Below are 14,999 nucleotides of genomic sequence, written 5' to 3'. Positions count from 1 at the left end.
TGCTGCTCGTAATTGGCAGCCTTCCTGCGGGCTCGGCAGTGGCGGGGCCGTTTCTTGCACTTTCCGCCCCGGAGGCAGCCATGCAGATCTACTCCAGTGCCTTTGCCAGCGGTGGCATTATTCCGCGCCAGTACACCTGCGAGGGGGAAGACCTTTCGCCCCCCCTGCGCTGGGAGGATATCCCCGCCGGGACTCGAAGTCTGGTCCTTATTGTGGAAGACCCAGATGCTCCAGACCCTGCAGCTCCCCAGCGTATCTGGGTACACTGGATACTGTATGACATCCCGCCCCATGTTCGGGAACTCTCTGCAGGGGTGCGAAGCCTTCCGGCCGGCGTTCGGGAAGGCATCAATGACTGGCTACGCAGAGGGTACGGAGGCCCTTGCCCGCCCATCGGTAGACATCGGTACTTTTTCCGGCTCTATGCCCTGGATACGACCCTGCCCGTGTTGCCAAGTCCCGACAAGGATAACCTCCAGGCGGCCATGCACGGACATGTGCTGGCCGAAGCCACGCTCATGGGACGCTATGCCAAGGGCGATCGTTAAGTCGCAATACGGAGAGATGTTCTGATCGAGCGATCGAAAGCGATTTTTAGATCAGCTAACCGACCAGCTTCTTGGATATTTTTGTGCGGCGATTGTTCGTCCGCGTCATGGTTCCGGTGGTGTGCCCGGAGGGTCCAATTTTGCACCTTGACTCTGTAGCGTACTTCAGGGTTTACCATGTTCAAAGAATTCTGGAAGGAAGCATCGAATACCGAAATGCCGAGAATCAGCCGATCTTTCCCCCTGATTGCGTTGCTGGCTTTGTTCCTGCTGGGAGCATGGATGAGCAATGCTGCGGTGGGTATGCCGTCTTGCCTTTCATGTGCTGCGGTGACGGGCATGTCGGCAACAGGCCCGGCTTGTTGCCGGAACGATCGCGCCGCCGATATAAACACGCATTCCAGGGCGGCCCAAGGTCAGTGCATGTTGATCTGCGCCGGGGCTCATGCATCAGACGGATTGAAACTTCCTGAAATGACTTCCCCAGCCCAGGTAACGACGGGCTTCGTAACTTTTTCCCGTCTGGTAATATTCCGTCCGGCACGATACCCGATTTTCTTCTCGCACCATATTCATCATCCCCCACCGCTCCACCGGGTGCGATTGGTCATTTGATATCTCCAGAGCAAGCTGGCACCCCTCTGTGAACAGGGGATTCATGTCACTGATATGCCATGGAGATATCACATGTATACGACTATTCGTGGTTGTTTGACCCCACCTGCGTGGGGCGGAATTTGCTTCCTGGCCGGAGTGCTATTGCTCCTGTCGACGACGCATGCCAGTGCCGCGCCGTTGAGCCTGCAGGATGCGGAGGCGATTGCCCTGGGGAAAAATCCCGGTCTTGGCGCCATAAAGCAGAAGGTTGTGGAATTACGGCACCAGGCGGTAGCGGTAGCCCAACTACCCGATCCGCATCTCGATCTCGGCGCTGCGAACCTACCCCTCAACAGCTTCTCCATGAACCAGCAGCAGATGAGCATGCTGAGCGTGGGTCTGAGTCAGACTTTTCCCTCTTTTGGCAAACTGGGACTGAAAGGACAACAGGCGGGGGTCGAGGCCCAGGCGGCCGCCGATACCCTGCGCGGCCAGTCGGCCGAATTGGTGTTGTTACTGCGCCGCGCCTGGCTGCAAGCCCTCTATGCCGAAGATGCCGAGGCAACGATCCGGCATCAGGAACAGTTACAGGCAGAGAGCGTACAGGCGGCGCTGGCGCTCTATCGGTCCGCTCAAGGGTCCCAGGCCGATGTGCTCCGAGCCCAACTGGCGCGTGACAGCCTGGCCAATGATATCAGCAAGTTGCAAGCGGAGCGGGCGAGCGATCTGGCGCAAATCGCGCAGATCCTGAACCTCCCGAAACCGCCATCCATAGAGCATCAATGGCCGAACCTGTCGCCGCCGATTACCTTGGTTCAGGCGGAAGCCCGCCTCTCCGGCCAACCCCTCCTGCGTGCCGCCCAGGCGCAAACCCGCGCGGCGCAAGTGGGCGTAAAGGTGGCCAAACGTGGCTATTGGCCGGAAGTCACGGTCAGCGTCGATTATGGTCAGGATTTCTACCCCGGCAGTCCCAACTGGCTGTCAGCGGGGGTTGACCTGAGCCTACCCATATTTCCGGGAAACCGCCAGGACCAGGACGTTGCCGCCGCCCGGGCCAGGGCCCTGCGGGCGCAATATCGCTACGACGATCAGCATCTGGCCATGATCCAACAGGTGCGCGCCAACTTTGCCCGTTATGTGGCACTCAAGACCGAGCTGGAGCGTACTGATCAACGCCTGCTGCCCACCGCACGAAACGCCTTTTCCGCAACACTCGCGGCCTACGCCGTAGGACGTGCCGAACTGAGCGCGGTGCTGCGTACCCAGAAGGAGGTGCTGGACTACGCCCTCAGCCGCCTGCAATACCGCCGCGATCTGGCCCTCAGCGCCGCAGAACTGGATTTCCTCACCACCGAAGGGGGGGCACGACCATGAAGTCACGCAACGGGATCATCGGTGTCGGCTTGCTCGTCCTTGGCGTAGCCCTTGGGGCGGGCGCGGTGTGGTGGCTGCGAGTCCCTGCCGCCGCGCCTGGCGTCAACAACTCCAATGCAATCCATTCTCCGAAAAGCACGCTCAAGGGACGGCGTATCCTCTACTGGGCTGCCCCCATGAACCCCAAGATTCATTCGGATCACCCCATGAAGGACAGTATGGGTATGCCTTATATACCGGTGTACGCCTCTAGTCCGAGCGCGCAAAAAACATCCGGCCTCGGCGTCGATCCGCGCCTCGCGCAAAACCTGGGAGTGCGCCTCGTGAATGTCCAGCGCCGTCAGATGGGCCACGCGATCCACACCGTGGGCACCGTGGCAGTGGACGAGAATCGCGTCTATTCCGTTACTCCACGTTTCTCCGGTTGGGTGACACACCTGAATGTCCGCGCCGTAGGCGACCCCGTGCAGCGCGGCCAGGTACTTGCTGAACTGTATTCTCCCGAACTGTATGGTGCGCAACAGGAATATCTCATTGCCCGCCGCCGGGGCGGAGCGACGGAAGACCCGGCATTGCTGGCAGCAGCCAGGGCTAAGTTAAGACTGTTGGGCATGCCCGAAGACGAAATCGCCGCACTCGCCCGGCGCGGCACAGCAGAGCGGGACGTGCCACTCCTGGCGCCCGCTTCCGGGGTGGTCGAGACCCTCCATGTGCGCCAGGGTGGTTATGTCTCACCGCAGAGCAATGTCTATGAAATCGCCAATCTCGACCGGGTCTGGGTCAATGTGGCGCTCTACTCCTATCAGTTACCCTGGGTGAAAACTGGCAATCCCGTACGCCTGCATCTGCCAGCCTATCCCGGCAGAGTCTGGGCTGGCCGCCTGAATTTTCTCTACCCGACCCTCGATCCTAAAAGCCGGACGGTGACGGCCCGGCTGAGCTTTTCCAATCCCGGCGGGAACCTGCGCCCCGGCATGTACGCCGACGCCACCATCGTGGCCAGCCCCGAGGAGGCTCTGGCCGTACCCAGCAGTGCCGTATTACATACCGCTCAGGGGGATTATGTGATGCTGGGGGAGCATGATGGACATTTTCTGCCGGTCCAGGTTGCTCTGGGGCCAGAGGTTGACGGCTGGGTAGCCGTCGACAAGGGACTCAAAACGGGTGACAGGGTGGTGGAGAGCGCCCAGTTCCTGCTTTATTCCGAGTCTCAGTTCCAGTCGGTCAAGGCCCGTATGCTGGGAGGTAACACGGCGCCTACCAAGAGTGCCATGGCCGGGATGAACATGGGTCAGGGAGGGCAGGCTCATGATTAAAGCGATTATGCGCTGGTGCATGGCCAACTACCTGCTGGTCGTGATCGCCGTTCTGGTGTTGATCGCCGGCGGTACGCTGGCAGTGATGAATATCCCTTTGGAGGCTCTCCCGGACATCTCGCCCACCCAGGTCATCGTCAAGACTTCCTATCCGGGTCAGGCCCCGCAGATCGTTCAGGATCAGGTGACCTATCCCCTGGAGACCACCCTGCAGGAGGTGCCCGGCGCCCAGGCCGTGCGCGGCTATTCCATGTTCGGGGACTCCTATGTCTACGTCCTCTTCAAAGGGGGCACCAGCATCTATCAAGCCCGCAATCTGGTACTCCAATACCTGAGCCAGGTGCAGTCCAAGCTGCCGCCGGGAATCACACCGGCCCTGGGTCCGAACAGTTCAGGGGTGGACTGGATCTTCGAATACGCCCTCAGCGATCCCGGCGGGACGTTGAATCTCGCCCAACTCACCACTTTGCAGAACTGGTTTCTCAAATACGAGCTGCAGGGCATCCCCGGCGTCGCAGAGGTGGCCACGGTAGGGGGCATGGTGCAGGAGTACCAGGTGGTGGTGAACCCCCAGAAACTCCTCGCCTACAACCTGACTCTGCCGGAAGTGGAGGCCGCCATCCGTGCCGCCAATGGGGAGACCAGCGGCTCGGTGGTGGACATGGGAGAGGCGAGCTATATCGTCCGCACGTCTGGTTATATTCGCTCCCTGAAAGACCTGGAGGATGCTTCGCTGGGGGTGCGCGACGGCGTGCCCATTACGCTGCGTCAGGTCGCTCGGGTACAGTTGGGGCCACAGTTGCCCAATGGCATCGCCGATCTCAACGGCCAGGGTCAGGTGGTGGGCGGAATCGTGATGATGAACCAGGGTGGCAACGCCTATACCCTCATCCATCAGATCGAGCGCAAGCTGAAAGAGATCCAGCCCTCCCTGCCCAAGGGCGTGCAGGTCGTCACCACCTATAGCCAGGCCCCCCTCATCCAGCGCAGCATTCATACCCTGACCGGCAAGTTGCTGGAAGAGTCCCTGGCGGTGGCGCTCATTTCTCTGCTCTTCCTGCTGCGCGCGCGTTCGGCGCTGGTGGCCCTCGTTGCCCTGCCACTGGGGATACTGGCCGCCCTCCTCATCATGTGGGCCATGGGCATCCCTGCCAACATCATGTCCCTGGGCGGTATCGCCATCGCCATCGGCGTGATGATGGATGCCCCTGTGGTCATGATCGAAAACATGCATAAGCACCTGGAGCAAACCCCTGGCGTCGATCCCTGGGCGGCGGCAACCGCTGCGGCGGCAGAGGTTGGTCCGGCGCTGTTTTTCTCGCTGATCATCATCGCCATTTCCTTTCTGCCGGTCTTCGCCCTGGGCGGTGAGGAAGGCAAGCTCTTCGCACCCCTCGCCTTCACCAAGACATTTTCCGTGGCGGCCGCCGCCATGCTCTCCATAACCGTAGTGCCCATTCTCATGGCCTGGTTCATCCGCGGTCGCATCCTCCCCGAAAGCAGGAATCCGCTGAACAGACTTTCCACTTTTATCTACCGGCCAGTGATCCATACTGTTCTGCGCGCACCCCGGGCCGTTTTGATCATCGCCCTGCTGTTCACCGCGACCCTCTATTACCCCTGGAATCGTCTGGGTTCGCAGTTTATGCCGCCCCTGAATGAAGGATCGCTGCTTTACATGCCCATATTCCAGGACCCCGCCATCTCCATCGGCGAGGCGGCCATGATCCTGCAGCAAACGGACCGCATCCTGAAGACCTTTCCCGAGGTGAAAACGGTCTTTGGTCAGGCGGGAAGAGCCCAGACGGCGACGGATCAGGCACCACTGTCCATGTTTGATACGACCGTCACCCTCAAAGAGCCGGATGAGTGGCCTGTCGGAATGACGATGCACAAACTGCAAAATAAAATGAACGAGGCGTTGCGCATTCCAGGTCTGTCCAATGTCTGGACGCAACCCATCAAGAACCGGGTAGACATGGTCACCACTGGGCTGACCACGCCCCTCGGCGTCAAGGTGGCCGGTCGGAACATCCATACTCTGAACCGCGTGGGGCAAGAGGTTCAAGCGGTTTTGCAGAAGGTACCTGGCACCCAAAGCGCCTATGCGGCACGAATCACGGGCGGCCGGTACATCGTCGTTCATACCGACCGCATCGCGGCCGCCCGCTATGGTCTGTCGGTGGCGGATGTGAATCGTTTCGTGGAGACGGCCATTGGCGGTGAAGTTCTGACCACCGCGATACAAGGGCTGGAACGCTTCCCGGTGAATCTACGTTACCCTCGGGCACTGCGGCAATCCTTGGCCGCATTGATGGAAAGCCGGGTCGCGACACCCAGCGGTGCCCAAATCCCTCTCGCCCAGGTCGCCGATCTGCATATCGAGGGTGGAGCCTCTATGCTCACCAGCGACAACAGTCGACTGAACAGTTGGATCTACATCGACCTGAAGCCCGGCACCAACATCGGTGCCTATGTACCCCGCGCCAAGGCCGCGATTGCGAAGGACATTCATCTCCCGGGTGCGTACACACTCTCCTGGGTAGGCCAGTATCAGGTCATGGAGCGAGCCGCCAAGCGCCTGGAACTGGTCATTCCCGCCGTCATTCTGCTGATCGCCCTGCTCCTTTACTTCAACTTCAAGAACTGGGTGGAGGTGGCCATCATCCTGCTCACCCTGCCCCTGTCCCTGGTTGGAGGCTTCTGGCTCATCTACTGGCTGAACTACAAGTTATCGGTGGCGGTGGCAGTGGGTTTTATCGCCCTGGCGGGGGTGGCGGTGGAATTCGGAGTGGTAATGCTGCTTTACCTGGATCAGGCCCTCCTCCGGCGGCAGGCACATGGTACTTTGCAGACCTGGCACGACCTTCGGCTTGCCGTCATCGAGGGGACCATGCTGCGTCTGCGGCCTCTGGCCATGACCTTCAACCTGGTAGTGGGTGGTCTCTTGCCCATCATGTTCAGCCATGGTGCTGGTGCCGATGTGATGAAGCGCATTGCCGCCCCCATGGTGGGTGGTATGTTCAGCGCCGCATGGCTTGCGCTGCTGGTGATTCCTGCCCTTTATGCGCTATGGCAGAAGCGGCGATTGGGCCTGCACTGAGGATAAGGTAACTCACCCGCTCAGAACGCAGAGCCCGTTAAACTGCCAATCGGTTACGCGCCAAATGTCAGAATTAACCTCTGCCCAAGCCGCTGGGGCTGTGCTATCCTTTCGGCCTCCGGACGGGGAGCAGGCAAATTCTGCTTTCTGTTGCCGCGGCCCTGCCCAGGTGGCGAAATCGGTAGACGCAAGGGACTTAAAATCCCTCGGCTTATGCCGTGCCGGTTCGAGTCCGGCCCTGGGCACCATCTTATAAATCAATTGGTTACACGAATCTGTCAAACCCAAAGCCTGGCAGCCATCGCAAGTATGACTATCGCCATTATTACCTTGACCCACAGTTTTCCGCGGCGGCTCATGGTAAGCCTCGTAGCCAGTCTCGCGCCAATCATACCACCCATACCGATGACGATGCCCGCACCCCAGTGAACCTGCCCCATCCAGGCAAAGATAACGAGAGTCGGCAAGGTGTACAATGCGATAATTAGGGTTTTATAAGCAGCTACCTGTGCGAGATCTCTGGTGAGAAAATGGCGCAGTGCGAAGATAAAGAGAAAACCGATACCGAGCTGCATAAAGCCGCCGTAAAACCCCAGAGCGAGCAGCGTGGGGTAGAGCCAGGGCGACGCATCACCATCTGGACGTGTGGATTCTCCGGTAACAATTTTTGGAAGAAACATTGTGGCAGTGCTAACTGCCAGTACAACCACCAATATACGCTGAAACCAGAGATTGCCGATATGGATACCGGCAATGGCGCCCAGCATGGCGCCCGGCAACGTCCATAGCGCCAGCTTTATTCCCATTTTCAGATCCACCAGGTTATGGTGGTAAAAGGTGCGCGCAGCGGTGAGGTTTTCCAAAAGGATGCCGATGCGGTTGGTGCCGTTTGCGGCGATTGGATCAAGGCCCACGAAAATGAGTGCAGGCAGGGTCAGCATGGACCCCGCCCCCGCCAGAACATTGATAAATCCGGCACCTATACCGGCAAGGAACAAACCAGGAAGGACCCACCATACTGTGCTGAGTGATTGCATCGTGAGGTTATATCAACCCTGGTTAAAATGGCGTAAGAAATTCCGCCAAATTCCAAAGTCCACCATACGGACGTCGATACGCACGAGCCCACTGCGTTTGATCTGGAGACGGCAGCCTGATGGCAGCATTTTTGTTCAGGTCATTGCATTTGCGGTAGCAGTTCCGTGAGCTTCTTCTCGCTTATCAATCCCGTTATCAGCCCAAGCTTGCCTTTCTTGGGCAGATAGATAATATCCGGGAGCTCGTCGATATCCACTTCCTGCAAGAACACATTGTTTGCTTCTATCTTTTTGATCGCCTCGATGGTTTTTGGTGACGCCTTGCCGATTGCGTCCGTAGCACGTGCGAGCTTGGCTGGCTTGCCTGTCTTCATGCCCTTATCAATGGCGTCTTCGGCCTTTTGCAAGGCCGCTACAGGGTTATCAGCCTGCAATATGGCAGCAGCCTCCGGCATGCTGCTGGGCTTTATTATAGCGACAGGAACATAGCGGACCGTCAATTTTCCTTCTCGAATGAGACGGGCTTCGACCACATATATAAGATGACAAAATGGGCAATTTGTATCCGTAAAATCGTAAACGACAGGTCCATGGTGGCCCTCCTGGATATAGGTAAGTTTTTTCCCCATCAGTTTCCAGAGATCGCTCGGAGTCATTTTAGCGGGTACGGCGGCCATGCTGGACGTTGCAGTAGCGGTCGCCGCGCTTTCTGTGGATGTGGACGACGCAGGTGTTTTTTTTGCACAAGCCGAAATAGACGATACCAACCACGCTGCCAATAATGCACGAGCCATGATCACCAGTGACTTTTTAAACATTAGTTTCTGCCTAATTTCAGGTAAGATAAGCGAAATAAGTTTGATTTAGCGCCTTTCTGGCGCTCAAATATCATACTCGGCCCCGATCCCGAAAGGCCGAAGGCATCAGCGGCACGATACGGACAGAAATATCCGCAATCAGAAACGTACGAATGAAGCCCCAACACAACCTTACGGATCCCGGCACGTGCCAACTGCTAAGCTGTAATCTATCATATGAGGCCATATACCGCACTCCTCACGCTCAGGGAACGCAGTCCGGTGACGGACGCGCTTACCCGTGTTGCAATCCTGGTCTCCAGGCTTCATCATGACGGTCTGGCGTGCCTTTCCCTGCAGACGCACCATAAGTTAGGGCCTGTTGCCGTCCCAGGCACCGCCGAACTTACTATCAAGGACTTCACACCATGTCAATTCAACCAGCAATATCGCCCGCACCCACAGTCTCGGCCCAGAACATGATCGACGTATGTGGCATGCCTTACGCGGTGGCGCAACCGCTGATTTACGCCGCCACGACCCGCCTGGCAATAGGGCAGCGGGTACGGGTATTGGCGGACACGGATCCCAGTGCCATGATGCGGGCAGTGGCTTTTCAGTTGCGTGACGCCATCTCCTGGCGTTTTGAAACGGATGGCAAGCTCTGGCAGATAGACATACGACCCCGCGCCGAAGCGGAAGCCAAGGATGTGGTAGACCTACTGACCTGGGATCACTACCGACTGGACCGCCAGTTTGCTGACATTTTGGCTGCCGCCAACCAAAATCGGATCACAGATGCAGAAACCCTCTTCAGCGATTACTGGATCGGTCTCCGCCGCCACGTCCATCTGGAAAACAATATCCTCGGTCCGACTTTGGGTGGCGGAGAGATAGAAGGTCCACTTGCGGACATGCTCCTTGAACACGACAGCATCATCATCCAGTCCAAGCTGGTGGAAGAGACGTTGATGGAAAAGGATTATGGTATGTTGCCCGCCATTTGCGCAGTGCTATCCGGATCCCTGGCCAAACATGAAAACCGCGAAGAAAACACCCTCTTCCCTATCTGGCAAACCACCGACAATAGCGACCGGGGTCGCGCTGCCGAGTTCCTGGCCCTCTCCAAAGAGGTGCTGGCGGGCGCAGAGGATCAGCAAGTCAACGGGATTTTCCCCGGTTGCGCCCGGTAAGCGGTCGCACCCCAACCTTCTTATCCCTGATAAACGCCCATGCGACGTTGTCCGCGTATCAGCAACCAGCGACCGGTCAGGATCAGGATCAGCACGCCCCCGGTAATCAGAAAAGCCGCCGCAAATGCGAGCATATGAGATTCAGCAAAAGGTTCGTTGATAAACGTCCATATGACGTAGGTCAGGTAGCCGATGGGTTCTTTGGTAAAGTGTCCATTCCACATGTAGTTGGACCAACCCGCCGTATACAGGAGCGGCGCCGTTTCTCCCATGGACAGCGCGACGGCATAGAAAAGCCCCGTCATGATCGCCGGTGCCGCGCCTGGCAGGAGGATCTGCAGCGCTACGCGCCCTTCGCCCGCACCCAGGCCGTAACCAGCCTCACGTACCGCCAGCGGAATATTGGCCATCGCCAGTTCGGTGGAGCGGGCGATGTAGGGCAGCAACATCACTGTCAGGGTGATGATTCCCGCCGCTACTGAGAACTGCCAACCCAGATAAATGACCATGGTGATATAGCCGACATAGCCCAGCACGATGGACGGGATGCCGACCAGCACATCCGAAAGAAAACGCAGCATTTTTCCGGCTCCGCCCTGCCCATGCTCGCTCAGGTATATTCCGGCAGAAATGCCGATCGGTGCCGCCAGAAGCAACGCCCCGACGGACATGACAACGGAGCCTTCGATAGCATTTTTGAGACCACCACCGATACCATTGGTAATGTCCGTGAATAATTTTGGTGTCAACGCCGGCCATGCGTGAACGACCACATCCCCAACAATGGAAATAAACATTGTCGCAAGAAAAACAAACGAAAACACCACGAACAACCAGGCGAATGCGGACATCGCGCGCCGGTATAAAGATACCTTGAAGCCCTTCGCGCGGGATATGGTGGTAATGCCGTTTTCAACTGCCTTGCTGGCCATCAGCGTACCCTCGCCATCCACAGCAGTAAACGCGCTGCAAAGTTCACTACCACCGTAATGAGCAGGAGCACCAGGGCAATTTCCGAAAGGGCCTCAACGGCCATATTCGTCGGATCCTGTAGTGCGCTATCCAGTTGTGAGGCAATAAATGCGGCCATGGTGGAGATCGGCGCATAAATATTGTTGGGCAGATAATTCAACGCATTGCCACTGACCATCAGAACCGCCATGGTTTCTCCCAGGGCTCGGCCCAGGGCGAGAATACCCACTCCGATCAACACTGTCTTCAATTTGGGCAGGGTGATATGCCAGAAAACCTCCAGGCGATTCAGGCCCAGACTCAGACCCGCTTCCTTCAAAGCCGGTTCCGTCATCTGGATGGACTCGCGCAGGGTGGCAGAAATCAGTGGAATGATCATTACCGCCAGCACAAAGGCCGAGGTAAGCAGCCCATAGCCACTCCCTGGCTCACCGCCGAGGAACGGAATCAAAGAAAACGTCTTGGCCATAAAGGGAAAAATCGTCTGGCCAAAAAGCGGTACCAGCAGGGCGTATCCCCATAGTCCATAAACGACGCTGGGAATGGCCGCCAGTAAATCGACGAAAAGAGACAACGGGCCGGCCCAGGATCTGCGCACACCTTCACTCAGGAAATATGCCGCCCCGATCGCTACGGGCATCGCTATCAACATGGCCAGTATCGAACTGACAATGGTACCGACGACAAGAAACCAGATACCATATTTTGCCCCGGGCATGATCTGCGCGCCGCGTACCTCAACCGGGTTACCATATAGATTCCCCAGATTCCAGTCGTTCGTCCACAAAAAATGAAGCTGATTAAACTGAATGGCCGGCCATGAATAAATGACCAAAAAGACAATCAATGCAATTAATGAAAGTGGTAAAAAGCTAGCCGTAACGATCAACCCTACCCTGAATACAGGAGTTTTCATCCCACAAATCTCCCGGCACCTGGAGTATCTGGATAGTCGGCATCAATAATCATAAAAATATACAGAGGAGTCCTGCATTGGATATGGGAAGAGCCAGGGTACAGCCCCGGCTCCGGCACAATCTTTACTGAATTTCCGCGATCTGCTTGCGGGAAAGCTTCGCAGCGCTATCGGGTAGTGGTACAAAGTTCACCGCGGTAATGAAGTGTGGCGCATTACCACCCTTCGGATCAATAGCCCAGTTCAGGAACTTACGCATGGCGGTAGCCACTTCGGCATTGGGCTGCGTCTTGCTGACGATCGCATATTCGTAGTTGATGATGGGGTAGGAACTGGCGCCTGGGGCGTAGACCAGACTGATCCGCTCGTCAGCCGGGGTCTTTTTGACCATCTCACCCGCCGCAGCCTTGGCGTTCGCCACGGTCGGCAGTACGAACTTGCCGGCGCGGTTCTCCAGCATGGCCATTCCCAAATGGGCCTCTTCCACCGGTTTCTTCCAACTAATGCCGATATAGGCGATGCCGTAAGGTGTCGTTTTCAGGGCCTGCACCATGCCGGGGTTACCTTCCGCACCAATGCCACCGGGGACTGCTGGCCAGCTCACCGTCGTACTGTAACCCACGCTATTGCTCCATGCAGGGGTTGTATCAGACAGATAGGTGGTGAAAATGAAGGTGTCACCGGACCCATCGGTACGATGCACCGGAATAATCTTGTGGTTGGGCAGCTTTATGCCAGGATTCAGCTTGGCAATGGCCGCGTCATCCCAGTTGGTGATCTTGCCGGAGTAGATGCCCGCGAGCACCGGACCGGACAGCTTCAGATGCACGTTATTCAGACCGGGAACGTTGTAATTGATCATTTGAATGGAGATGGCCAGCGGGATGTTCAGGATATTGGGATGCTGCTTGATCTGAGCATCACTCATGTAGGCGTCAGAAGCGCCAATCTGGGCCACGCCAGAGATCGCCTCAGCGATGCCGGTACCGCTGCCCGTGCCCTGAGTGGTGATCTGAATACCGGGGTTCATCTTGGTGTACACAGGAACCCACAGATTGAAGAGCGGGTACAGCAGGGTGGAGCCGGTTTCCAGCAGCGAGATGGTCGGAGCCGCCGAAGCAGGCAGGGCATACAGGGCAGAAAGGCTCAGCGCGGACAGAATTACGGCACCTTTGACACTACGTGTTACTTCTTTCTTCAAGCGATGCAGCATAAGGCCTCCAAAGATGGCAGATACGTTGATTTACGGCTTATCCACAGAACATCCCGCATCCAGACAGCACGATAGTGCTATCACCAGCGAAACTCGAAGGGCAATCTAACATAGCAGTATGACACTTTGATGAAAGATTTATGTCATTTTTATGACAATCGGGACCAAGGTCAGATCCACCATTATCTGCGGCGTCCTGCCTCCTGACCAAACCAGAAACGCGTAACAGCAACGGGTAAAACACGCGCCAGGATGGTGATGATTGCGATACCAATCAGCGCCGTCATCCATTCATCCACCCGCACCTTCGTGTCAGGCCCCGTCCCGATAAAGATTTCCAGTCCTGAGAGTACCGCGCCCAGGAAGATGGTGATCGGCCGCCAGCCGTAAGGCGTCAAGGCAGGGGAAAATCGGGCGATGGCCCCCAGCGTTATGGCGGCCCACAGCGCATACTCGCCGGCGCGTATCCAGAGCATCTGGGGACTAACGGGCAGATAACGGTTTCCGACCAGGATCGCCGTATAAATGCACACCGCAGCGAACGCCCAGCGCCACCAGCCCGGGATGCGCTCCTTCATTTAATGTTGTCTCCCGTTTTTTGGTTGCGGATCGTAGGGGTTTTCTCCCTGCCGGAAGACCAGACGCAGGGGTACAGCCTCCAAATGGAGGGCTCGCCGGAAGGCGCTTTCCAGATAACGTTTGTAGGTACCGGGCAGGCGCGTCAGTTGGTTCCCATGAAACACCAGGGTGATGGGGTTCTCTCCCCCCTGATGACAGTAACGCAGTTTGATGCGTCGCCCACCCACCATGGGTGGTTGATGGGTCTCGATCACATCGGCCAGGGCACGGTTCAGTTCGGCTGTGGAGAAATGACGACGAGAATCAATCCATAGCTGATCGATACTCTTATAGAGATCACCCACACCCGTACCATGCAAAGCGGATATGGTATAGACCGGCGCGTAGCGAATAAAGTCCAGCCGTCTTTCCAGTTCCTGCTTTACGGCCTTGCGCTCTTCGGGGGTCATGCCATCCCATTTGTTGACCACCACCACGATGGGACGCCCCAGTTCGACCGCGACACCCACCAGGTGGGCATCCTGCTCGGCGATGCCCAGACGCGCATCCAGCACCAGCAGCACCACATCTGCCTCGCGCAGTGCACTCAGGGTTTTCAATACGCTCAGTTTTTCGAGTCCCTCGCCGACCCGCGCGCGGCGCCGCATACCGGCAGTATCGATCATGACATAGGGTTTTCCCTGGCGCTCGTAAGGAATACGGATGCTATCCCGTGTGGTTCCGGGTTCGTCAAAAACGAGAACGCGCTTTTCACCCAGCATGGTGTTGACCAGCGTCGACTTCCCTACGTTGGGTCGACCAAGCATAGCGATACGCGGCCCCTTTCTCGCCGCGTCTGCGGTATCATCCTCAGAAGTCGGCAAATCGGAAAAGATTGCCTCCAGCAACGGTTCGACGCCGTGCCCATGAGCAGCAGAAATGGTATAGGGTGTACCCAGACCAAGGCGATAAAACTCAGGCAGTTCGCTCACGGCGCCTTTCGCATCCATCTTGTTTACGACCAGATAGATGGGTTTACCCCCGCGGCGCAACTCCTGAGCGATTTCCGCATCCTGAGTGGAAAGGCCTTCCTTGGCATCCACGAGGAAGCAAATGGCATCAGCCTCGGTGATGGCGAGGCGGGTTTGCGCCGCCATGGCCGCTACCAGACCTTCCCGCTCTTCCGGTTCAAAACCACCGGTATCGACCACCAGATACTGGCGCCCTTCAAACTGCGCGGTACCATAGTGGCGATCCCGGGTAAGACCCGGGAGGTCTGCCACCAGTGCCTCGCGGGTGCGCGTCAGGCGATTGAAGAAGGTGGATTTACCCACGTTGGGGCGCCCCACCAGGGCGATAACAGCAGTCATGAAAT

The 14,999-nt window shown here is 57.4% G+C and carries 13 protein-coding genes and 1 tRNA gene; 7 read left to right on the top strand and 7 right to left on the bottom strand.

What is annotated here, in order from left to right; translation table 11 throughout:
• Positions 1 to 80: 80 nt before the first annotated feature.
• From AFE_RS09030 to AFE_RS09005, 6 genes are all read left to right on the top strand, one after another.
• Entirely contained in the window at positions 81 to 548 is a 468-nt protein-coding gene (locus AFE_RS09030; protein WP_012536859.1) for a YbhB/YbcL family Raf kinase inhibitor-like protein, read from the top strand.
• A 177-nt stretch (positions 549 to 725) separates the two neighbouring features.
• The gene (locus AFE_RS16115; protein ID WP_146235859.1) at positions 726 to 1,163 is read left to right on the top strand and encodes a hypothetical protein; all 438 of its coding nucleotides are present in this window, start codon (positions 726 to 728) and stop codon (positions 1,161 to 1,163) included.
• A 72-nt stretch (positions 1,164 to 1,235) separates the two neighbouring features.
• Positions 1,236 to 2,519 carry a TolC family protein gene (locus AFE_RS09020; RefSeq protein WP_012536858.1) on the top strand — a complete coding sequence of 428 codons (1,284 nt, stop codon included), beginning with the start codon at positions 1,236 to 1,238 and terminating at the stop codon, positions 2,517 to 2,519.
• The gene (locus AFE_RS09015; RefSeq protein WP_012536857.1) at positions 2,516 to 3,835 is read left to right on the top strand and encodes an efflux RND transporter periplasmic adaptor subunit; all 1,320 of its coding nucleotides are present in this window, start codon (positions 2,516 to 2,518) and stop codon (positions 3,833 to 3,835) included. The genes AFE_RS09020 and AFE_RS09015 overlap by 4 nt, the downstream gene beginning before the upstream one ends.
• The gene (locus tag AFE_RS09010; protein ID WP_012536856.1) at positions 3,828 to 6,938 is read left to right on the top strand and encodes an efflux RND transporter permease subunit; all 3,111 of its coding nucleotides are present in this window, start codon (positions 3,828 to 3,830) and stop codon (positions 6,936 to 6,938) included. The genes AFE_RS09015 and AFE_RS09010 overlap by 8 nt, the downstream gene beginning before the upstream one ends.
• Before the next feature lie 163 nt (positions 6,939 to 7,101).
• Positions 7,102 to 7,186 (top strand) — tRNA-Leu (locus AFE_RS09005).
• 30 nt (positions 7,187 to 7,216) lie between these two features.
• Here AFE_RS09005 and AFE_RS09000 read toward each other — a convergent pair.
• Positions 7,217 to 7,975: a sulfite exporter TauE/SafE family protein gene (locus tag AFE_RS09000; protein ID WP_012536855.1), complete on the bottom strand. Its 759-nt coding sequence runs from the start codon at positions 7,973 to 7,975 to the stop codon at positions 7,217 to 7,219.
• Between the two features lie 140 nt (positions 7,976 to 8,115).
• A complete protein-coding gene (locus AFE_RS08995; protein ID WP_012607270.1) occupies positions 8,116 to 8,793 on the bottom strand; it encodes a thioredoxin fold domain-containing protein in 678 nt (225 codons plus the stop codon).
• Between the two features lie 407 nt (positions 8,794 to 9,200).
• Here AFE_RS08995 and AFE_RS08990 point away from each other — a divergent pair, with 407 nt between their 5' ends.
• Positions 9,201 to 9,965, top strand: a complete 765-nt coding sequence (locus AFE_RS08990; RefSeq protein WP_012536853.1) for a hemerythrin domain-containing protein — start codon at positions 9,201 to 9,203, stop codon at positions 9,963 to 9,965.
• A gap of 20 nt (positions 9,966 to 9,985) precedes the next feature.
• On the opposite strand, the gene pstA is transcribed toward AFE_RS08990, so the two are convergent.
• The 5 genes from pstA to der all read right to left on the bottom strand — a co-directional run bounded on the left by pstA (position 9,986) and on the right by der (position 14,994).
• Entirely contained in the window at positions 9,986 to 10,897 is a 912-nt protein-coding gene (gene pstA / locus AFE_RS08985) for a phosphate ABC transporter permease PstA (protein ID WP_012536852.1), read from the bottom strand.
• Positions 10,897 to 11,853 (bottom strand): phosphate ABC transporter permease subunit PstC, encoded by a 957-nt coding sequence (gene pstC / locus AFE_RS08980; RefSeq protein ID WP_012536851.1) that lies wholly within the window; start codon positions 11,851 to 11,853, stop codon positions 10,897 to 10,899. Before pstC ends, pstA begins: the two co-directional genes overlap by 1 nt.
• Positions 11,854 to 11,977: 124 nt before the next feature.
• Positions 11,978 to 13,066 (bottom strand): phosphate ABC transporter substrate-binding protein PstS, encoded by a 1,089-nt coding sequence (gene pstS, locus AFE_RS08975; RefSeq protein ID WP_012536850.1) that lies wholly within the window; start codon positions 13,064 to 13,066, stop codon positions 11,978 to 11,980.
• Between the two features lie 182 nt (positions 13,067 to 13,248).
• On the bottom strand, positions 13,249 to 13,644 hold the full coding sequence (locus tag AFE_RS08970) for a hypothetical protein (RefSeq protein WP_009568669.1): 396 nt from the start codon (positions 13,642 to 13,644) through the stop codon (positions 13,249 to 13,251).
• On the bottom strand, positions 13,645 to 14,994 hold the full coding sequence (der, locus tag AFE_RS08965; RefSeq protein ID WP_012536849.1) for a ribosome biogenesis GTPase Der: 1,350 nt from the start codon (positions 14,992 to 14,994) through the stop codon (positions 13,645 to 13,647).
• Positions 14,995 to 14,999 lie beyond the last annotated feature (5 nt).

This window comes from Acidithiobacillus ferrooxidans ATCC 23270, assembly GCF_000021485.1.
Classification (GTDB): domain Bacteria; phylum Pseudomonadota; class Gammaproteobacteria; order Acidithiobacillales; family Acidithiobacillaceae; genus Acidithiobacillus; species Acidithiobacillus ferrooxidans.
Note: the sequence above shows the minus strand (reverse complement) of the source record. Positions and strands in the feature narration are given on the sequence as shown.